Annotated in this window: 13 protein-coding genes and 1 tRNA gene; 8 read left to right on the forward strand and 6 right to left on the reverse strand. The window is 40.3% G+C overall.

Going from position 1 to position 21522, the window contains the following annotated elements:
* The first annotated feature begins 352 nt into the window (after nt 1–352).
* The 5 genes from miaA to ilvC all read left to right on the forward strand — a co-directional run bounded on the left by miaA (nt 353) and on the right by ilvC (nt 6902).
* Nucleotides 353–1234 carry a tRNA (adenosine(37)-N6)-dimethylallyltransferase MiaA gene (gene miaA / locus WCP75_RS01855; RefSeq protein ID WP_336276553.1) on the forward strand — a complete coding sequence of 294 codons (882 nt, stop codon included), beginning with the start codon at nt 353–355 and terminating at the stop codon, nt 1232–1234.
* A gap of 258 nt (nt 1235–1492) precedes the next feature.
* Nucleotides 1493–3304: an acetolactate synthase 3 large subunit gene (locus WCP75_RS01860; RefSeq protein ID WP_442894936.1), complete on the forward strand. Its 1812-nt coding sequence runs from the start codon at nt 1493–1495 to the stop codon at nt 3302–3304.
* 289 nt (nt 3305–3593) lie between these two features.
* Complete coding sequence (locus tag WCP75_RS01865) at nt 3594–4715, forward strand: ATP-dependent DNA helicase (RefSeq protein ID WP_336276554.1); 1122 nt, start codon at nt 3594–3596, stop codon at nt 4713–4715.
* A gap of 85 nt (nt 4716–4800) precedes the next feature.
* Nucleotides 4801–5535: a pyridoxine 5'-phosphate synthase gene (locus WCP75_RS01870; RefSeq protein WP_336276555.1), complete on the forward strand. Its 735-nt coding sequence runs from the start codon at nt 4801–4803 to the stop codon at nt 5533–5535.
* Between the two features lie 347 nt (nt 5536–5882).
* A complete protein-coding gene (gene ilvC, locus WCP75_RS01875; RefSeq protein ID WP_336276556.1) occupies nt 5883–6902 on the forward strand; it encodes a ketol-acid reductoisomerase in 1020 nt (339 codons plus the stop codon).
* A gap of 101 nt (nt 6903–7003) precedes the next feature.
* Here ilvC and WCP75_RS01880 read toward each other — a convergent pair whose 3' ends face one another.
* Together WCP75_RS01880 and WCP75_RS01885 are read right to left on the reverse strand one after the other, a co-directional pair.
* Complete coding sequence (locus tag WCP75_RS01880; protein WP_336276557.1) at nt 7004–8404, reverse strand: amino acid permease; 1401 nt, start codon at nt 8402–8404, stop codon at nt 7004–7006.
* Nucleotides 8405–9654: 1250 nt separating this feature from the next.
* A complete protein-coding gene (locus WCP75_RS01885) occupies nt 9655–11034 on the reverse strand; it encodes an AAA family ATPase (RefSeq protein ID WP_336276558.1) in 1380 nt (459 codons plus the stop codon).
* A gap of 785 nt (nt 11035–11819) precedes the next feature.
* On the opposite strand from WCP75_RS01885, the gene WCP75_RS01890 reads away from it, so the two are divergent.
* Together WCP75_RS01890 and WCP75_RS01895 are read left to right on the forward strand one after the other, a co-directional pair.
* The gene (locus tag WCP75_RS01890; RefSeq protein WP_336276559.1) at nt 11820–12038 is read left to right on the forward strand and encodes a hypothetical protein; all 219 of its coding nucleotides are present in this window, start codon (nt 11820–11822) and stop codon (nt 12036–12038) included.
* A 685-nt stretch (nt 12039–12723) separates the two neighbouring features.
* Nucleotides 12724–13224 carry a DUF721 domain-containing protein gene (locus tag WCP75_RS01895; protein ID WP_336276560.1) on the forward strand — a complete coding sequence of 167 codons (501 nt, stop codon included), beginning with the start codon at nt 12724–12726 and terminating at the stop codon, nt 13222–13224.
* A gap of 161 nt (nt 13225–13385) precedes the next feature.
* Here the strand turns inward: WCP75_RS01895 and WCP75_RS01900 are convergent.
* Nucleotides 13386–13461, reverse strand: a tRNA-Lys gene (locus WCP75_RS01900).
* Nucleotides 13462–13921: 460 nt separating this feature from the next.
* Between WCP75_RS01900 and WCP75_RS01905 the strand changes: the two genes are divergently transcribed.
* A complete protein-coding gene (locus WCP75_RS01905) occupies nt 13922–15472 on the forward strand; it encodes a TerC family protein (RefSeq protein ID WP_336276561.1) in 1551 nt (516 codons plus the stop codon).
* Nucleotides 15473–15998: 526 nt separating this feature from the next.
* On the opposite strand, the gene WCP75_RS01910 is transcribed toward WCP75_RS01905, so the two are convergent.
* The 3 genes from WCP75_RS01910 to secD all read right to left on the reverse strand — a co-directional run bounded on the left by WCP75_RS01910 (nt 15999) and on the right by secD (nt 21324).
* Nucleotides 15999–16952 carry a lysylphosphatidylglycerol synthase transmembrane domain-containing protein gene (locus tag WCP75_RS01910; protein ID WP_336276562.1) on the reverse strand — a complete coding sequence of 318 codons (954 nt, stop codon included), beginning with the start codon at nt 16950–16952 and terminating at the stop codon, nt 15999–16001.
* A 35-nt stretch (nt 16953–16987) separates the two neighbouring features.
* Entirely contained in the window at nt 16988–18706 is a 1719-nt protein-coding gene (locus tag WCP75_RS01915; protein WP_336276563.1) for a cation:proton antiporter domain-containing protein, read from the reverse strand.
* 110 nt (nt 18707–18816) lie between these two features.
* Nucleotides 18817–21324, reverse strand: coding sequence for a protein translocase subunit SecD (secD, locus tag WCP75_RS01920; RefSeq protein ID WP_336276564.1), 2508 nt, complete (start codon nt 21322–21324; stop codon nt 18817–18819).
* Nucleotides 21325–21522: the final 198 nt, after the last annotated feature.

The following is a 21522-nucleotide window of genomic DNA, read 5'->3' on the forward strand; positions in this document are numbered from 1 at the left end:
CGTGGTATCGTGTGGGAGCATCCCCGGTCTTTGTGTTGAAGGAGTCATCTGACAGAGAGATGGTTTATGCTATCTATTGCGGACTGCGGTGAGGATTTTTATGGAAGATGTTTTCACAAAGATTCGGCATCAAGGAGAATTTTTTGACGATTTTGAAAAGTTTATATCGCGGCAGCTCTCCATTGCTGAGAAGGAGGGGGGCTTTCTTAGAATATCCTTCCTTGCTATTTAGGTGAATAAATGTTTCATCATCACTTTAAGGATTTATTTTTTTTGTTTATAGCAAAACGCTGAATTGAGAGTGAGCTGCAGGCGTTTCGCACTAGTTTGTAGGCATAAAAGTTTCCGATTTATGACAGAAAGAACGATTACTCTGATAGCGGGTCCCACTGCAAGCGGTAAGTCGGCTTTGGCGTTAAAAATAGCAAAAGAAAAGAATGCTGCTATTGTAAATGCTGATTCTATGCAGGTTTATGATGTTTTGAATATTTTGACGGCTCGACCGACAGAAGCAGATACTGCAATTGTTCCACATTACCTTTATGGTTATGTGAATCCCGCCCGTCACTATTCAGTAGGGCAGTGGTTGTGCGATGTGAAAAAGCTTTTAGATACATATGCGTCAAAATCGTTCATTTTTGTTGGTGGGACGGGGCTTTATTTTCGCGCTCTTTTGGATGGAATTTCAGAGGTACCCGATGTTCCAGATGTTGTACGAAAAAAATGGCGATCTCGTCTCAATGAAGAAGGGGCAGAAAGTCTTTATCGCCAATTATTGCGTGTTGATAATTTTCTCTGTGAAAAAATTTCCTCGCAAGATGGTCAACGTATTACACGCGCCCTAGAAGTATACGAAACAACCGGAAGAAGATTGAGTTGGTGGCAGGCGCAACAAACAGAGCCCTTAATTGCGTCAAATCGTTCAGAAAAGATCCTTCTCATTCCTCCACGCCAATTGCTTTATGAGCGCATTAATGAGAGATTTGATCACATGCTCGAGAAAGGAGCTTTAGAAGAAGTCATTATTATGAAAAACTTTATGCTTTCTCCTCTGTTACCAGCAATGAAAGCTATTGGTCTTCGTGAATTGATAGCTTATTTAGATGGATATGGAAGCTTTAACAGTGCTATTGAAGCAGCAAAGACACGAACAAGAAGGTATGCAAAGAGGCAGATGACATGGTTTCGCAATCAATTTGATGGAGAGTGGACCTCCATTTCTTCGTGCGATTAGCTGAAAAAGATTTCAGGATAGATAAAGTGGGTAATGCAAACAGGAAGTATTCGAAACTTTAATGAAGGTCTTTTAAAGGGAGTTTTTTGTTGACGAACAGAATTGATGTAATTAGGGTCCTCTCCTTACTGTAAGAGATGATTGTATTATGCTGCGTTGTACACCACGCGGTGTTGCGCACTCGAAATGGCAGGGGGGGGTGTGGTGTGCACTAAATGAGCTCCTTTGTGGGGCTTTTTTATTGCGCCACAAAATAAAATGGTGAAAAGAATAATGGGTTATCCAAGAATGAGAGAGAGCGCAGACGGGACGTTGATGTCAGGAGCTGAAATAGTGGTTCAAGCTCTTATTGATCAAGGGAGTAAGCATATATTTGGTTATCCTGGTGGGGCTGTTCTGCCTATTTTTGATGCTATTTACCAACAGGATTTACTCCAGAATATTTTGGTTCGTCATGAACAGGCTGCGGGGCATGCTGCTGAGGGTTATGCACGAAGCACAGGAAAGGTTGGTGTTATGCTTGTGACTTCCGGTCCGGGTGCCACTAATGCTGTGACACCTCTGCAAGATGCATTGATGGATTCTCTACCTATTGTTTGTTTATCTGGCCAAGTTCCAACAACAATTATTGGAACAAATGGTTTTCAAGAAGCTGATATAGTGGGTATTACAAAGCCATGTACGAAACATAATTGTCTCGTGAAGGATGTGAATGGTCTTGCTGCGGCTATACACGAGGCTTTTCACATTGCACAATCGGGACGTCCAGGTCCGGTTTTAGTCGATATTCCTAAAGATATTCAACTTTCTTCTGGTATTTATAGAGCGCCTGAAGTGCCGGCGTGTGCGCATTCTCATCCAAAGCTGATACGGGATATGGGGGCTGTTGAATCTGCTACTTCCCTACTTATGGAGGCAAAGCGCCCTGTTGTTTATTCTGGTGGCGGTGTTATTTTATCAGGTTTAAAAGCCGTGCAGCTTTTACGTGATTTGGTTCAATTGGGGAATTTTCCGATTACTTCGACGTTAATGGGGCTTGGCGCTTACCCTGCTTCTGGTAAAAACTGGCTTGGGATGCTGGGGATGCACGGAACATATGAAGCTAACATGGCGATGCATGACTGCGATGTCATGTTGGCTGTCGGTGCGCGGTTTGATGACCGTATCACTGGGCGGCTCGATGCGTTCGCACCTCACGCGCGTATTATCCATATTGATATTGATCCTTTTTCCATTAATAAAATAGTCAAAGTAGAAGTTCCTATTGTTGGAGATGTTGACTATGTTTTGGGAGACATTATACGGCGTTTACGCGCAAACCAGCCAATATTTAAGAGCGAAGATCGTGGAGCATGGTGGGATAAAATTAATCGCTGGAGAAGTTGTAATTCATTAGCGTATGCCAAGAAAAAAGATGTCATTATGCCACAATATGCCATTGAACGGCTTTATGCTCTTACCAAAGATGTGGACGCTTATGTGACAACTGACGTCGGACAGCACCAAATGTGGGCTGCACAGCGCTATCACTTTAATGAACCAAATCGCTGGATGACTTCTGGAGGACTTGGGACTATGGGGTATGGCCTCCCTGCTGCTATTGGTGCACAAATCGCACATCCTAACGCGCTTGTTTTATGTATTTCCGGCGATGCTTCAATTCAGATGAACATTCAAGAATTCGCAACTGCGGTTCAACACAAAGCACCTGTGAAAATTTTTGTTTTAAACAATCAGTATATGGGCATGGTCCGCCAGTGGCAGCAATTACTGCATGGAAATCGTCTTTCTCATTCTTACACAGAAACTTTGCCTGATTTTGTGAAATTGGCAGAATCTTACGGAGTTGTTGGTATTCGTTGTTCCAAACCAGATGAGCTTGATGGAAAAATACGGCAAATGGTTGATTGTGATAGGCCAGTTCTCTTTGATTGTCGTGTGGATGATTTAGAAAATTGTCTTCCAATGATCCCGTCTGGATGTGCACATAATCAGATGTTATTGCCTGATGAAGCCAGTGATGAATCTTTCGCGAATGCCGTTTCTACCGAAGGAAAAATATTTGTGTAAGGAGCTTATTCAGTGTATCGGGCTATTTGTATTTTTACTGTTGTAGAAATGGTACGCTATGTTTGATGAGAATGGAATTTGATCTGGGCAATCAGTATAAATTTTGTTCGGACACAATTTTTTGGTTATGATGGCATTTTGCGTAAAAATTGGTACAGAGGTTGAAAATAATTCTGTGAGAGAGTGGTTGGATAGCTTATAGGAGGCTTTAATGGAAAAGATTTTTTTTCGTGACTGTTCTATTTTAAAAATGTCCTCCCTTTTTATACACACCTCATTTTGACAGATTATGCAGTTTTCACCAGAACAGGATAATGCGCTGCGGGCCGTTTCTGAGTGGTTGAAGGGTGGGCGCTCTCCCATTTTTCGTCTTTTTGGCTACGCCGGAACGGGAAAAACGACACTCGCTCGTTATTTTGCGGACACAGTTGATGGCTCTGTCCAGTTCGCTGCTTTCACGGGGAAGGCAGCACAGGTTTTACGCTCTAAAGGTGCAAGCAACGCTTGTACCATTCATTCATTGATTTATCATCATCGTGGAGACGAAGAGATTTCCGATGAAGTTACGGGAAAAAAGTCTGTTACCCCGACATTTACGCTGAATCGTAGAAGTTTGGCTGCACAAGCTAAGCTTATTATTATCGATGAGTGTTCAATGGTGGATGAGCAATTGGCGCGTGATTTAATGAGCTTTGGAACTCCAATCCTTGTCCTCGGTGATCCGGGGCAGTTGCCTCCCATATCAGGTGGTGGTTTTTTTTCCAATGGCGCGCCAGATTTTCTTCTTTCAGAAATTCACAGACAAGCACGCGACAACCCTATTATTCGTTTAGCTATGGATGTACGCGAGGGACGGGGTATTTCTTACGGACACTATGGGACAGCTAATGTTATTCCACGCAAAGAGGTAAATCAACAGTTGGTGTTAGATGCTAACCAGCTTTTGGTGGGAATAAATCGTACACGCCACCTTTATAATAGACGTTTACGTGAATTAAAGGGATTTACCGCAGATTATCCACAAGCGGGGGATAAACTTGTATGCTTACGTAATGATCCTGCTAAAAGTGTGTTAAATGGTTCTTTGTGGAAAGTTCTGACTTCACAAAAACAAACGGTTAAGCCGGGCATTAATCTCCTCGTTAAGCCAGAGGAAAGCGACCGTGGTGTGGTGAAGATCAAGCTTTTAAAAGCAGTTTTTGAAAATCCTGATAATGATGTTTCTTGGCAATTAAGAAAAAGATACGATGATTTTGATTATGGTTATGCGTTGACTGTACATAAAGCACAAGGCTCTCAATGGGACAACGTGGTCTTATTTGATGAGAGCTTTGCCTTCCGTGATATGCATGCGCGTTGGCTTTATACTGGAATTACGCGTGCAGCAGAGCGTTTAACGATTGTTCGATAAAGAAAAAATGCTTTGTTATCTGGCGTTATGTTAGCAAGTGTGCTTTTTTATTTTAAAAATATTGAGTAGGGAATAAGGGCGTACGATGGCGATAAAACTTTCAGTTAATCTCAACGCTGTTGCTGTTTTGCGCAATCGGCGTAATCTCCCGTGGCCGGATATAAAAAATATTGGGCGTATAGCGCTTATGGCTGGTGCAGCGGGTTTGACGGTTCATCCTCGACCAGATGAACGACATATCCGTTTTTCTGATCTTCCGGAAATACATCATTTAATCAGTAGCACTTCGCCTGCTGCTGAGTTTAATATTGAGGGTTATCCAAGTGATGCATTTTTAAGTCTTGCGGAAAAATACGCCGACCAGATCACCCTCGTTCCTGATGATCCAGCCCAATCAACGTCTGATCATGGCTGGGATTTTTTTCACGATTCCGAGTTTTTGATTCCCATCGTTAAACGCCTAAAAGAGAAAAAAATCCGAGTATCCCTATTTGCTAATCCCGTCGTGGACGGTCTTGACATTGCTAAAGCTACTGGTGCTGACCGAGTCGAATTTTATACTGGGCCTTACGGTAGTACGCTCAATGATAGAACGAAGCAGCGTCAGGAATTGGATAAACTAGTTTTAGCAGCAAAGAAGGCTAAAGAGCTGCAATTAGGAGTCAATGCAGGCCATGATTTAACGATTGATAACCTCTCTGCCCTCGTCAATCGTATTCCTTGGATTAACGAAGTTTCCATTGGCCACGGGCTCATTGCGGATACGCTGGAGTATGGGATGTACGAAACCGTTCGGCGTTTCGTCCGATTATTGTCATAACCTCTTCATATTCTTGTATCCTGACAGTACAGCTATTGCACTTGTACGGGGTGAAAAGCAAAAAGACCCCAGGACGCCTATTTTCGGAAGCGTTATTATCCTGTCGTGCGGCATCTTTCGCAGAACAGAGGCTGAGCGTCCTTTTTCGAGAAGATCGATGAAATACGCGATTTTTGTGTACAATACGCGAATTTTAGATATTATTTGATCGCTATGTTATCGTTGAGCAGCGCCTTGGTGGCTTGTGGGGCATCCACATCCAGGGGCGGCTTTTGTTTTTTATTGAATAAGAAATTCTAAATTCGGTCTTTATTATAGTTTTAACGCAAATATAAGGAAATATTTTCATGCTTGTTTATTATGACGGTGACGCGAACGCTGATTTAATTAAAGGAAAAAAAGTAGCTGTTGTCGGTTATGGTTCGCAGGGGCGCGCGCATGCTCTGAATCTGAGAGACTTTGGCGTTCAAAATGTGAGGGTCGCTTTATACTCAGGGTCAGAGACAGCTAAAAAAGCTATCACAGACGGTTTTGATGTTGTCAGTGTTGCTGAAGCTGCGGGATGGGCTGATCTCATTATGATGGCGACACCCGATGAATTGCAGGCTGATATTTATAAAGAACATATTCATGATTATTTACGTGATGGGGCCGCGATTGCATTTGCTCACGGTTTGAATGTTCATTTTGGTTTGATCGAAGCTAAGAAAACAGTTGATGTTGTAATGATTGCTCCCAAAGGACCAGGCCACATAGTGCGCAACGAATATCAACATGGCGGTGGTGTGCCTTGTTTAATCGCTGTCGCGCAGGATGCTTCGGGGCATGCTCATGATATAGCATTATCTTATGCATGTGGTCTTGGTGGTGGGCGTGCTGGCATTCTTGGAACAACTTTTAAAGAAGAATGTGAGACAGATCTTTTTGGTGAGCAAGCTGTCCTTTGTGGTGGCCTTGTCGGGCTCATCCGTGCAGGTTTTGAGACATTGACGGAAGCAGGATATGCACCAGAAATGGCTTATTTTGAGTGTCTACATGAGGTTAAAATGGTTGTTGATCTCATTTATGAAGGTGGTATTGCGAACATGAATTATTCGATTTCCAATACAGCTGAATGGGGCGAATATATATCCGGTCCGCGCGTGGTTACTGATGAAACTAAGGCGGAAATGAAACGTATTTTAAAAGATATTCAAACTGGTAAATTTACATCAAACTGGTTTCAAGAATACAAAGGTGGTGCTGCTCATTTTAAAACTATGCGGCGCTTAAATGATTCTCACCGCATTGAAGAAGTTGGCAAGAAACTTCGCGCGATGATGCCTTGGATCAAGTCTAATGCTCTGGTCGATAAGAAGCGCAATTAAATTTTGTAAAACACTGCGCGTGAAATATATTTTTTTATACTTCGAACAAAAAAGGGCAACAAAAGTCGCCCTTTTTTGATGTATTATTTTATGTACAGATTCTATTTTTTGCTTTCTAAAAGACTATTCCTTCTAAATATAAAATACATGACTCCCAAGAAAATAAACCACAGTGGAGTATACTTTAGAGCCACTAATGTGTCAGGTTCTAGTGTCAACAAAAAGATAATGAAAGCAAAGAAAACCAAGAGAATCCAACACATTACAGAACCACCCGGCATCTTATATATGGATACAACGTGCTGCATAGGGCGATCACGGCGGTAAACAATATAACTAATCAAAATTATGGACCACACGAATATAAACAAGATTGCTGCGATGGTGGTCACGACCGTAAAAGCGTATATGACGTTCGGAGATAGAGATGAAATTGTGTATCCTAATAAGATGCATAAGCAAGAAAATAATAGTGCATTGGCCGGGACATGGTTAGCTGAGAGTTTTCCCAAAAAGCGAGGAGCTCCTCGCTTAGTTGCAAGCCCATATACCATGCGGCTGGTGGAAAAAATGCCGCTATTTGCGGAAGATGCTGCCGATGTTAGAACAACGAAATTTACTAAGCTAGCGGCTATAGGAACGCCGGCGAGCAAAAACATAGAAACAAACGGGCTTTTGTCCGGACTAATTTGATTCCAAGGTGTAACTGACATAATCACAACAAGAGAAAGTATGTAAAATAGTACAATGCGAATGGGTATTGAATTAATTACTTTTGGGAGGATTCTTTTAGGTTCTTTGACCTCAGCCGCAGCAGTTCCAGCAAGTTCGACACCGACAAAAGCAAAAATAGAAATTTGAAACCCAGCGAAAAAACCTGTTATACCTCGAGGGAAGAGGTTTCCATCATTCCAGACGTATTCAAAAGAAGCAACGGTTCCATTTGGAGAGGTAAAGCCGGTAAATATCATAGACAATCCAACGATAATTAGAGCTAAAATTGCTACAATTTTTATGAGGCCAAACCAGAATTCAAGCTCACCGAACAGCTTTACGGCGAGAAGATTAAACATCAAAAAGAAAATAATAAAAATGAAAGCGATGATCCAGGGATTAAATGAAGGCCACCAAAACTGTGTGTAATTGATGATGGCAATAATCTCTGCGGTTCCGGTTACAATCCAGCATAGCCAATAGGTCCAGCCTATACAAAATCCTATTCCTGGTCCCAGCAAATCAGAGGAAAAGTCAATGAATGATCGGTATTGCATGTCGGAGAGCAATAATTCGCCCATAGCACGCATAACAAAATAGAGGACGCAGCCAATAATAGCATAGACCAACAGGATCGACGGGCCAGCAACACTAATTACTTTTCCTGATCCCATGAAAAGACCCGTTCCGATAGCACCCCCAAGAGCTATGAGTTGCACGTGACGAGTTTCTAATCCGCGGTGTAATTTTTTGCGTCGGCGTTCATTTGATTTTTTTTTATAATCCATTCTTTGGAGGGTCCCTTTATTATTTTAAGACACAATTATGCTAAAAAATGCAATTCTGCACATGGAAGCATGAATAGGACTAGGTTGTAAAGGAGAAAAACATTTTTAACGGCGTTCGTGATCTTGCGTAAAATGCATAAAAGATGTCAAAAATGTGGTGAATCCTGCGGTAAGATAGCGATATTAACGGGGTAGATACGAGGAGATGTTGTTCGCATATTAGACTGTTCACGCGGTTTTCTCATCCAGTACAACAGACGTTAGAATGGAAGATTGATTCTGTGATCTGGAATCCAAGGGGGGGGTGATTCTTATATAAGGGAGTTCGCTACAGTTTTGCTAATTGTACAGCTCAGGTGTGAACTTTAGAAGATGTTTTGCGTGTGGGGGAAACAGAGCACAGAAGTATCTGATTTGGTATTTTGATTAGAAAATGGGAGAGTATGCTTAGGTAAGAGGCAAGTAAAGATATTACAGTTGAAATTGTTTGGACTTAGTGCAGAAACAGTGGTTGGGTTTGTAGTTGGTAAGATGACATGTGCTAATAATATCAGTTAGTTATTAAATAACTTTCATATAAACAATTAGGTTATCTTCTACCTTAAAGTATATTTTCAAATGTGGAACGAAAGAGCTGCATGATTGCCTTTTTAGATATGAAATGGATCATTACAAATTTCTTTTCAGACGTTAAGGGTTATGAAATTTAATTTAAAAAATGAGCTAAAAGCCAAATTTTTTGTAAGAAATTTTTTAAGATATATGTTTTTATTATAATATGTTATGTTAAATTGATCATGTTCTAAGTTAGATGCAGTCGTAAAGACTTTAATCGAAAAATACCCCTTCCAGAACACCCTAACCATCTTCATTGAAGCTGTTTTTAGATTTCTTGACAAAATCAGCACACAACCATTCATGAAAGATGTACCTAGCATCAAGATCAGCCTATATCGGTGCCAACGGCAAAGAAAAACTCACTATTAAACATTTCACTAATGCACAGTTACTGTTCCTCACTCAAATGCCGATCTGATTTAAAAATTATCTGCTGTCATTGCGAAAAAGACTCAAGTAGATAAGGCCTGATGAAGATTATAAATTAACACCAGGAGAACATTTCTTCTCAGCCGACACCGATGTTTCCACTTTTCCCGGCGCCTTATCTACACAAAAAAACAACGAACACATCACGTCGCATGGAATGTAAAAAAATTATCATCCTAAGAAATACAGAGCGACAGTTTCTGCTACAAAAATAATTTAAAGAAGGAAATAATTTTAGTTGCGTATCCTAAACCATCACTGGTTTCCTTCAGAAAATTTAAGACACTGTCTTTATACTTAAGACAATTTATCCACTCCGCTTGAATGATAGGATGAACAGATCTTTTGTTCTCTTCCGTTAACGTTTCTAAATCCGAAATTTTTTCACAGACAATTCTAGGGGGCATATTGTTGTTTATCTCATTGCGTACAGAAAACAAATTTTCGTATGCATCACTAATAAGATAAGGCGAATGAGTTGAATAAATTACCTTATTCTTCTCTGATTTTAACAAATCCTTTAAAGAACTTAAAACTTTTCTCTGTGAGTCAATGTGTAGATGACATGCTGGTTCATCTAGAAGAAAGACAATTCCATTTTTATTTCTGTTTGATTTAGCGCGAATCTCTGTGAGGAGTTTAAAACAGAAGAACCAACGGAATCCCTTACTTTTTTCATGTAAAGAAAAATATCTATCACTTGATAAAATGTGCAACTGAAAATCTACAGCCCAGTTACCGCCGTTACTGATCCGTTCTAAAGAATAAAAGTCAGATTGCCCCTTACCTCCATTAATATCCGACCAATTCTCCCCGATTACTGAATTTAAGTAAGAATTAATAGCACTCAAATTCTGACGAACAGCATCTTCATCGGCATAATCGATAACACTCTTCTGGAAATCTATATCACAATCCAATCCGTCACAAGATACACCATCATTGCTCCTATGGTAACATCCTACAAAGATATCATTAATAATAGCTTGCCACCGACGATTTTTTTCTGATTTTAAAAATTCATCTTCTTGGATAGTCAAGCCAGAACTATCGAGAAAAGAGCTCCTTAAAAACCTAATTTTATCAGGTACTTCACAAATAAAGTCACCGTGATAGATAATCTCAGGTATAGATTCCTTTATCCATTCTAAAATCTCATTTTCTGGTTGCACTTTTCTACCATTAATTAATACAGAACACCCATAACATTTGCTATTGTTAAAATGATAAGCAAAGGAAACCTTAAACATCTCGTCATTATCTGAGTTATTTGTCCGAGAATTATCCTGTCTTTTCCGCTGTGCTTTTTTTTCGTTTTCGCTATAAGAAAGGTACGCTGTTAGAATGGTATCCTTGTTAAAATAAGGTGCCTTAGGGCGCATAGAAGTAATAGAATATTCGTCTAATTTTTCTCCAGAACAAAGACGGTATATTAAACGAATACCTTCAAGTATCGTTGTTTTTCCTGCTTCATTATCCCCAATAATGACAAAAGGGAGAGATGGATTCCCATCCGTCATATCTATCTTTACAGGATTTGAAATCCCTCTAAAATTTTCAAGCTCGAACGCAGTAAATTGCATGTTTACAATATTCCCAATGCATACACCATTAAATCTGTCCTAATTTCTATAAGCATTATCATTTTGGAAGCAAGATTTTTTCGTTTATTTTATATTTATTTTTCATATTTTGATAAAAATATATAAACTGATTTTTCATCAAAATTATAAATTTAAATGAAATAATAGTAACAATTTTCTCGTGATTTTTGGGGTCATAGACTCAGAAAAATGCCGGTTATGTCCTATAATAATACAGAAAATATTTTTATTGATGATATTCGTCGGTATGCCTAATTACTTAATGTAATCCTTAATAAACAGCCTAAAATAGTTAAACAATTGATTGCTATAATAATTATCATATACATTACGAAGGTTTTTATACTCATTTTTTTATTGCGCAATATAGATATGTCATCAGGTGCTGCCATGTCGTCAAATGTTTTAGTGGAACAAATGAATACAATAGAATCATGAGGGTATTCCTCCAATATAGATGTTAGAGAATGATGCGCGGGTGGGGCCTTATACTGGAATGAGCGATTACCAAGGAATTTTTAGCTTTTACAAAATCTGATTTTTCCAAAGACAAAATCACGCTCTATTCGTTGCATTTTTCATGCGGAATACTACTGCGAATATGTTTTTGAAAATGCTCTTCAGCGCATTCTGGGAAGCTCAAAGTTGCTGTTCTTGATTGTACATAGGAAAATTAAAAAGGCGCGTTACTCCATTATCCTGTGTTATTTCTTCGGTGTAAAAGATTAGAAACTATGAGTATAAGCATAGCATTTTGGTGATTCATGCTGGGGCTGGAATTGCTGGTTATTGATAACAAAAACGGTTGGTCGAATCTTTTTAAAAAATTATTAAAGGCGCCCCCTCATGAGATTGATGCGGAATCGTTTACCGGAATGCGGGGAGTTCTTAGAAAAGATTGGTACTGTCAGTTAGAATTACCGTTGATTGTTCTGGGCGGCATCGCAAATTTTTACAAGATTATCATCAATGTCGGCATTTAAGGATATATTAAAATTCTAAATCAGCAGCTGTCGGAGATTTGGGTATCTCTCTCTGTAAATATCTAGAGGCTTTATCTAAAATTGAGGGGGTGATTTTCAGTTTTGATATCTATAGCTGGTTTGAGTTTTAGAAGTGAGATGGTTGGATATATGCTGGAAGTGAAAATGAGCTGAGGCGTGTGGTTAATTCTTTTCTTGATCTTTTCGGAGCAGGAACGCCGTTGTTGCCCGTTTGCCGCTGCTCAATGGGTGCAAAATTGAAAATTTAGACTGTTAAAACTTTCATGTTGCTAAGAATTGCCGAGCATATTGTTCCATTTTGATTTGTTTTATTGGAGTATTGGGGATCGCTGCGATCACTATGAAGAAAATTTATAAAGCGGAAAGGCTGCAAGATAATGTTTTCGATTCTCGCAAATTCAAGGAGAGCCTCTTCTGTTTCTAGCTATAAATGATATGCCAGATATTTGAAAAATATTCAGTCGGCTTCACATAAAGGGGGCGGCTGTGTTGCATGCGTGCGGCTGTTTGGGTATAACTTCTGTTGATAGAAGAAGGGGTCGTTCGCCGCGTTGCCGCGATTTAGCGGAACAAAAAGCACCAACCAACGGGGACCGGAATCCCTCTGGATGGCTTCTTTGAAAAATACACCGATACGAATCCTAGTGTAAACCGAAATTAAAGCATGAGCAAACAATTTCAGAAACATCATTTTTATCCTCTTTCTGAGGCTTTATTCGAAATTCTTGATCCGGTTTTACGCAAGCGAGCAGGTCTTAACGTGATGCTCGTGAAGAATTGGCAGCAGATTGTAGGTCACGATGTCGGTAAGCATACAGTGCCGCTTAAAATTATTTGGAAAGGTTGCTCCAATCCAGACGAACCTTTTCAGCCGGCAACGCTCGTTGTGGCTTGCGAGGGGTTTGCAGCATTAAAGTTAATTCATGAAACAGACGAGCTTCTTCATAGAATTAATGCATTTTTTGGATATATTGCCATTGATCGTATCAAAATCAAGCAAAGGCACATATCTTCTACGATGGAGGATCTACCAGTGCACTTGGCTCCGAATGAAGGAGATAAAAAGCGCGTAGAAAAGATGATCAAAGAGATTACAGATAAAGACCTACGTCAATCACTTTATGAACTGGGCTGTTCTATCTTTGCGGAAAAAAACAACGAATAAAATAAATCCTCGTAAGGAAGATGTTTCAAGCATTGTCAAAAATCTCTGCAGAGGGTTATTCAAAAAATAAATTGACACAAACTTCAACACTAAATCGCGTAAGACTCGGCAGAAGGTTGCTTTCATAAAAAGGAAAAAAACACTAACCCACTAACTTCAATTGGTGGGTGATGAGGGAATCGAACCCACGACCCGCTGATTAAGAGTCAGCTGCTCTACCGACTGAGCTAATCACCCACAACTCCTAAGAGGGCAGGAAGAACGCCTCTATAACGTTCTTAGAGGAGGATGTCTAGATGGTTTCATCGTTTTTAATAAAAACAGTACGGTCATAGCTGACTAGATGCGCGGCTAAAAATGTCATACTACCTCTTGATATTATGCAAAAATAGAACCATTATGAGAGTCTCTATAAATGGACATTCCGGTCATTGAAGAGGGATTATAGTTGGAGGATTATCGAGCGTAATGCCCGAGCAAAATTCAGAAAGGCCTTCTTGTAAGTTCGGGGGGCACGGTTCATTGTTCTGCTTCCCAGCCATTAGTAGTGATCACGTGCGGTCAGGTGATGTCGCGCTGCTTTTCGCTTTTGGATGTGGTCTGTTTGCGTTTAGCGTTGCTATAAATTCTGAGAGTGAAGGTCCATGAATTTATTTTATCGATTACACGCATTTAAGTTTTTAAAGGGTGGGCTTTGATGGAGTGGATCATTGATCCCCATGCGTGGTTTGGCTTGGTTACGTTGATTTTTCTAGAAATTATTTTGGGAATAGACAACCTTGTCTTTATTGCAATTTTAGCCGAGAAATTACCGTCGCATTTGCGCGATCGCGCGCGGCTGGTGGGTCTGTCTTTGGCACTGGTCATGCGGCTTTTCCTTCTCACAGTTATCGGGTGGGTAATGAGTCTTGATACGACAATTCTCTCTATCTCATCCTTTATGTTTAGTTGGCATAGCTTCATCTTGATTGGTGGTGGGGCTTTTTTGTTGGCAAAAGGAACATTAGAGTTACACGAAAGGTTGGAAGGTGCAGCGCACGAAAGAGAAACAGGCCTTACTTACGCTGTTTTTTGGCAGGTAATCATTCAAATTGTTGTATTGGATGCGGTATTTTCCCTCGATAGTATCATTACTGCAACGGGTATGATTGCCAAAGAGCAGGCGGCGGTCATGTATATAGCGGTGGTTGTTGCTATGGGTGTGATGATGTATGGGTCCGGCGCACTTATGCGTTTTGTCAATCGTCATCCTACCATTGTGATTCTTTGTCTTGGTTTCTTGATGATGATCGGCTTCACCCTGATTGTTGAGGGGTTTGGCTTTCACATCCCGAAGGGATATTTGTACGCGGCTATCGGTTTTTCTGTTCTCATTGAGGCTTTTAATCAAATTGGGCGTCATAATCGTGAAAAAATGATTACAACAAATGATTTGCGCAGTCGAACGGCTGATGCTGTTTTGAAGCTTTTGGGAGGAGGAAAAAAAGACAGAAATCTCAGTGAAACCGTAGATGTGATCGCCGAACAAGCTGCTGCTTCGGAGATTTTTCGTCCGGAAGAAAAAGAGATGATTCGTGGTGTCCTTGATCTAGCGGATCGGCCTGTTCGATCCATTATGTCACCGCGTAATGAGATTGAATGGTTGGATTTAAATGGTGACGAAGATGAAATGCGTGAAGAATTACAACAAGTTAAACATAGTCGCTTGATCCTCGCTCGTGATAAAGTGGATGAATTTGTCGGCGTTGCTTTGACCAAAGATCTTCTTTTGAATTTGGCCGAGGGAAAAAAGATCAATTGGAAAAAGGCTATGCGTGAACCGCTCGTGGTTCATGAAAATACGAGCGTTTTACGGTTGATGGAGCAATTACGACGTTCTTCGATTCAACTTGCGATTATTGTTGATGAGCATGGGTCTTTTGAGGGTATTGCAACACCAACGGATATTCTTGAGGCTATCGCAGGTGATTTTCCTGATGATGATGAGGAACTCGTAGTAGCAGAACAGCTTGAAGATGGAAGCTTTCTCGTTGAAGGATACGCTGATATTCGTCGTTTAAGTGGCTTCCTTGAGCGTAACCTTGTCGACGAAGCAGATCGTTATACCACCCTAGCTGGATTCATGCTTTGGCGTTTTGGCTATTTGCCAAATGAAGGTGAAAGTTTTGAAGCTGATGGGTTGCGTTTTAAAGTCGTTGAAATGGATCGCAGGAATATATCTAAAATCCTGATTTCTCGACTCACCTAACGGGAAAATGCAAACCAGCTTGGTTAAGTAAGGAAGAGAAATCGCTGTCCTGTTGTATACAGATGAGGTTTACGAAAGCATCTTTCCAGTTGCGTTGCTAGTTTGTGGATTAAGCACGTAAAATGAGTTATAATCAAGAGAAGAAACTTTTGTAGTCGATTTGTTCTGAAGCTTCAGAAAAAAAAGACGGCACGTGGTTGTTTTATAAATGAGCCACCGGCTCTGGAAATAATGACTGTGATTTACGTTTTGTATGCAGGCTAGCAGCATTGGCTCTTTAAAAATTTTCTTTATTTCTTATACAATCTTTCGGCTAAGCCAACAGAAAAATTTATCAAAAAAAACAAAGCGCCGCATATTTCTCTGGTATTGTAACCCAACGGATTTGCACAGGAAAAAACTCACTGAATTACGAAAATTACGATATCAGCATTTTTATACTATCCTTCACATGAAGTAAAACCTCACCACAACACCGACATCATCCTCCATACAACACCGGCGAAAGACAGCGTATTCCTCTTTTTTATTCAAGCGGTGTTTGTTGTGTTCGTTTCCAATATTGACGAATTTCAAAAATTACCACAACAAATAATGAGATAATAAATGGTATAATTAAATAAAGCATCCTGAATACTATAAGTGCTACTATGACATCGGCCGGGTCTAAATTGGGCATGCCTGTTACAAACAAAGCTTCAAGAACGCCAATTCCTCCTGCTGGAGCATTAGAGAGGAGGGTTGCAGTGAAAGATGCAAGAAAAACGCCGAGCACAGAAATAAAAGAAACATCCACGTCGTTTGGAAGTACAGAATATATAATCCCCGCTGCTCCTAAGATTTCTAAGGGGCTGATCAGCAGTTGTTGAACAACTATTTTCAGCCGCGGATAAGAAAGCTGAATTTTTTTACCCAGGCGTAGAGGCTTTAACTGAAGCCAGCTCCCGAAACTGTAGAGTGCTACACAGCTAAGCAAGATTGCACCGACCATAGTCCCAAGCCATTCAGGAAGGTCGCTATAAATGATGGTTATAATTTGAGGTTGCAGAAGCAAAACGATACCAGAAAGTAAAACTGTGCCTATTATGAAGGTAAAAGAGCAAAATCCCACGAGTATTGCAATTTCCGCCCCATCTAACCCTTTCATTTTATAGGCGCGGTAGCGTACAACTGCGCCAGAAAAAACTGAAGCACCAATGTTGTGCGAGAGCGCGTAGGTGGTGAATGAGCATATGGCGATAAAAATCCAAGAAATTTTATGACCAAGATGTTGCAAAGCAATTCGATCATATCCAGCAAGGGCTGCATAAGCCAAGAGAGAACACAAAAAAGCTAACAGCCAGTGCTGTGCACTTAAACCGTTCAAGCGCGCTAATACATCGCTGAAAGAAATAGCAGACAACTTCAGATAGAGAATGCGGACAGATACCAGCATTGCTAAGATACCAATAAATGGCCATATAAAATTCCTTATTTTCATGCTTTTTTATCCACTTTCATCCTCGTCTACATTTTTTACAAATTGAATTCATTATTGTTTTTATTAAACGTAGATTTCTGTCCTGTTATATGTTCAATAATACCATTAGCGATTTCTTCATCGTCTTTCACTACAACAATATCTGTTCCTAAATCAATGAAATAAGCTGTTTCCAAATCAGATAATGCATGGGTAATGATTGGGGCATCTTTTTTGATACTACATATATTGATTATGCATCGTCCCACTTCGGTATTATTGTACATCGTGATGATTATTTTTCGTGCGTTACGCACATTGGCCGCGTCTATTACCTCTCTTGTAATGATGTTGCCAAAGATTGTTTCAACTCCATCCACGATTGCTTTATCAGAAAGGCTTTTCGATTCTTCTATCACCACTACAGGTTCACCCCTCTCCATTAAAGATAACGCAACACATCGACCAATATAGCCATAACCAATAACCACGATATGATTTGTTTTTGAGGTTGTTTGTAAAAATTCTTGTTCAATATCTTTTATGTTAATATCATCAAGTGTCTCTAGACGTTTTTGAAGTTTGTCACAGACGATAAAAATGAGGGGGTTGAGAAAAATAGAGAGAAGTGCACCTCCTAGGATTAATTCATGGGCGTTGTTATTAAGTAGTCCGAAGCTTGAACTTATCCCTGCAAGGATAAAAGAGAATTCTCCGATTTGAGCAAAGCCGGCCGAAAGGGTTAACGCTGTTCCGTTAGAATAGCGAAAAGCTTTAACGATGAAAAAAGTGGCAAGGGATTTGCCTATTGCAATAATTAACAGTGTTGCTAAGAGAGGAAAAAAATTGGTTAACATTTTTCCTGGCTCAAATAGCATCCCCACAGAAACAAAAAAGAGGACAGAGAATGCATCTCTTAGGGGTAGGGATTCCTCTGCTGCGCTGTGACTTAATTCTGATTCACTCATAATCAGACCGGCGAAAAACGCACCAAGAGAAAGAGAAACACCAAACAAATGGGCTGCTCCGAAAGCTGCTCCCAGTGCAATAGCAAAAACACTGAGACGGAATAATTCGCGTGATCCTGATTGTGCACTTATTTTTAATAACCACGGGATAACGCGTCGCCCGATGATAAGCATGAGAGCAATAAATATAACAATTTTTAGAATAGTGAGTGCAAAAACCCCCTCGATATTCAGATCTAACCATTGAACGAGAGGGTCAACTGCTTCTTTTTTTGCATCGCCGAAGATATTTGCTAATGGTGGTATGAGGACAAGTATAAAAATCATAGCGAGATCTTCGATAATCAACCAACCAACAGCGATGCGTCCTTTTTCTGTTTCAATGAGGTGGCGCTCTTGTAGGGTACGCAGTAAAATGACAGTACTTGCTGTCGATAATGCAAAACCAAAGATTAAGCTGGCGCTGGCCCCCCATCCCATGATCAGGCCGAGGAGAAAGCCAAGAAAAGTAGAAAATGCCATTTGCGCAATGGCTGCAGGGATGACAATAGCTTTGACCGATGAAAGATCTCTGATTGAAAAATTTAATCCAACACCAAACATCAGCAGAATTACACCAATTTCGGCTAGTTGATTAATGATAGCAGAATCTATTTTAAATCCGCCTGTGTTGGGTCCCACAATAACACCAGCCAACAAATATCCGATGAGCGGTGGGATACGCAAACGGTTAGAAATCATCCCCAGAAAAAATGCCAAGCACAAACCCGCGACGATCGTTGTAATAAGTGGCGTATCATGGAGCATGTTGTGCGAGACTCTCTCTTCAAAAATAAATTAGTCTGAATGAATGAAAGCCCGTATGACAAGTTAAGTAATGATATACCGCCACGCGAACTAATGCGATATTTTCATTTTTATTTAACGTTTATACGGTGATTTCGTTCATTCCACCAACTTTTGAGCAGCAGTAAAATAGGGGCTGCGATGAAAATAGAGGACGACGTTGCGACAACAATCCCAACAACCATAGGAAATGCAAAATTATGAACAGCGCTTCCGCCCCATACTGCCATGGGCAGCATGGCCAAAACCGTAGTGGCTGAAGTAAAAAGGCAACGAACAAGAACTTGATTAATTGAGGTATCTATCAACTGACGTAGTGGCATTTTCTTGTAGAGCCGCATATTTTCGCGCATCCGATCATAGACAACAACCTTGTCATTAATAGAATACCCGACGATTGTTAAAAGAGCAGCAATAGCAGTCAAATTAAAATCGAGTTTAAACAAAGCAAAAAAACCAACCATTTTTGTAGTATCTAGGATAAGTGTAACAATTGCTCCTACCGCAAAGAACCATTCAAAGCGCAACCATATGTAAAGCGACATAGCGATTGCTGCTAAAATAACAGCAGTAAATGCAGTTAGAGCGAGCTCACCTGAAACTTTAGGACCAACGACTTCTATTTGGTCAAATGCAGCATCCGGGTAGATATCTTGTATAGCTGTTTTAACTTTCTCAATTGCGTCTGTTTGTTGTAATTCGCCGCCATTTTGTCTTTGAACCCGGATTAAAGTTGTGTTTACATTATCGATATTTTGTAATGTAACTTCACCGACATCGAGCGTAGAAAGCTTTGAACGTAAGACTGCTAAATTTGTCGGCGTCTTGGTGGTGATAATCATTTGGCTACCGCCAATGAAATCAATTCCAAAGTTTAATCCAGGTTTAAAAAACAAAAAAACCGAAGCAAATGACAAAACAATTGATACACCAATACCGATAAATCGCGACTTCATAAATTGGAAGGCTGTATTTTTTGAAAAAACGTTGAAAACAGAATGAAAATGTAAAGTTTTTATTTTCCATTTGCGGATCACCCAAGTCATAATTATACGCACGATAGTGATATTGGTAAACATGGAGATGATGACACCAAGCAGCATTGTTACAGCAAAACCACGCACGGGACCAGTGCCAAACCAGAAAAGTAAAATGGTTGCAATAATTGCAGTAACATTTGCATCCATAATGGTTGAAAAGGCTTGCTTAAATCCATGATCTAAGGCAGCAAAAGCACTCATACCTTTTCTACTTTCTTCACGGATACGCTCATTAATTAAAATATTGGCATCAACTGAAATGCCGATACCCAAAATAATACCAGCTATACCGGGTAATGTGAGTGTAGCACCCAGAAGACTCAATGCAGCAAATGTCAAGATGGTGTGCAGCACTAATGCTATATTCGCAATAATTCCCCACGCGCCGTATAGAAGAAAAATAAAAACTGCGACAAGAACAAATCCCGTAATCCCCGTGTAAAGTCCCATCTGGATGGCATCCGCCCCAAGGTTTGGACCCACGGTTCTTTCCTCAATTACGGTTAGCGGCACAGGTAAGGCACCAGCTCGCAGGAGGGCAGCTAAAGTGGATGCTTCCTGAGAATCGAAGCTTCCCGTGATCTGGCCTTGACCATTTGGGATGATGCTATTGATAACAGGAGCCGTCAAAACTTTGTTATCAAGAACGATTGCAAAGGGGCGATTAATATTTTTCCGTGTTATATCAGCAAATATCTTTGAACCAGCAGAGTTCATAGTAAATGATATAATAGGACGTCCAGGAATTTGCGGATCGAAACCTGCGCGAGCATCCTTAAGAACATTTCCATCTAGAGCAATTTGGTCGTAAATTGCATAAAGTTGTCCTTCATCAGTGTATCCGGGAAGGATTGAAACACCCGCGGGCGGGTTTCTTATATCTACATTGGGGGGAACGAGATGGAAGGTCATCTTAGCAGTGGTTCCTAAAAGGTTGCGCAACTGCCTTGGGTCTTGCAAACCAGGCAATTGAACCATGATACGATTATCCCCTACCTTTTGGATAGCCGGTTCTGCGACACCAACTTGGTCTATTCTACGACGAATGATTTCTAGGCTCTGTTCAACAGCATTGTTGATGCGATCTTTTATGCTGGATTCAGTTAGCGATACGTGAACAGCTTCATTTTGTGTGCTGATGATAATATTGTTGGTCGCCGTGCCAAAACCAGCGTATACGGGGGCTATCAGAGTTTTTAAAGCAGAGATAGCTTTTTCATTTTGTGCCGGGTCAGAAATAACGGCAACTACACTGTCTTCTATGATACGAATGCTAGACGTGTGTATTCGTTTTTCACGTAGTGTATTGCGTACGTTGCTCAAAACGGTGCGTAATTGATCGCGCTTTAGGGCTTCAGTATCTATCTCAAGTAAAAGAGAAGACCCTCCTTGAAGATCAAGTCCGAGCGTCACACGAGTGTCTGGTAAAAAACTCGAAGTTTGAACTCGCTTTTGCGAAAATAAATTGGGTAAGGCAATGTATATGCTGCCTAAGAGAATGAAACAACAAAGGGCGGTCAGCCAACCAGGTGTACGCATGATATATTCCGCTAATATGCAATTTAATAATCGTTGAAGTTAAAGGTGAAAACAACATGGAATAATAGTCTTATAGTTCAAAAATTGTAGGGTGAGCAAGCTTAATTAAAAGGTATTGCGTTTGAATTACCACTGATAAGCAGAATATATTCCGTATGAAACCGGTGAGTGGGGTTTCTCACAAATATTGTAACACTT

This window comes from Bartonella numerosa (genome assembly GCF_037070845.1).
GTDB lineage: Bacteria > Pseudomonadota > Alphaproteobacteria > Rhizobiales > Rhizobiaceae > Bartonella.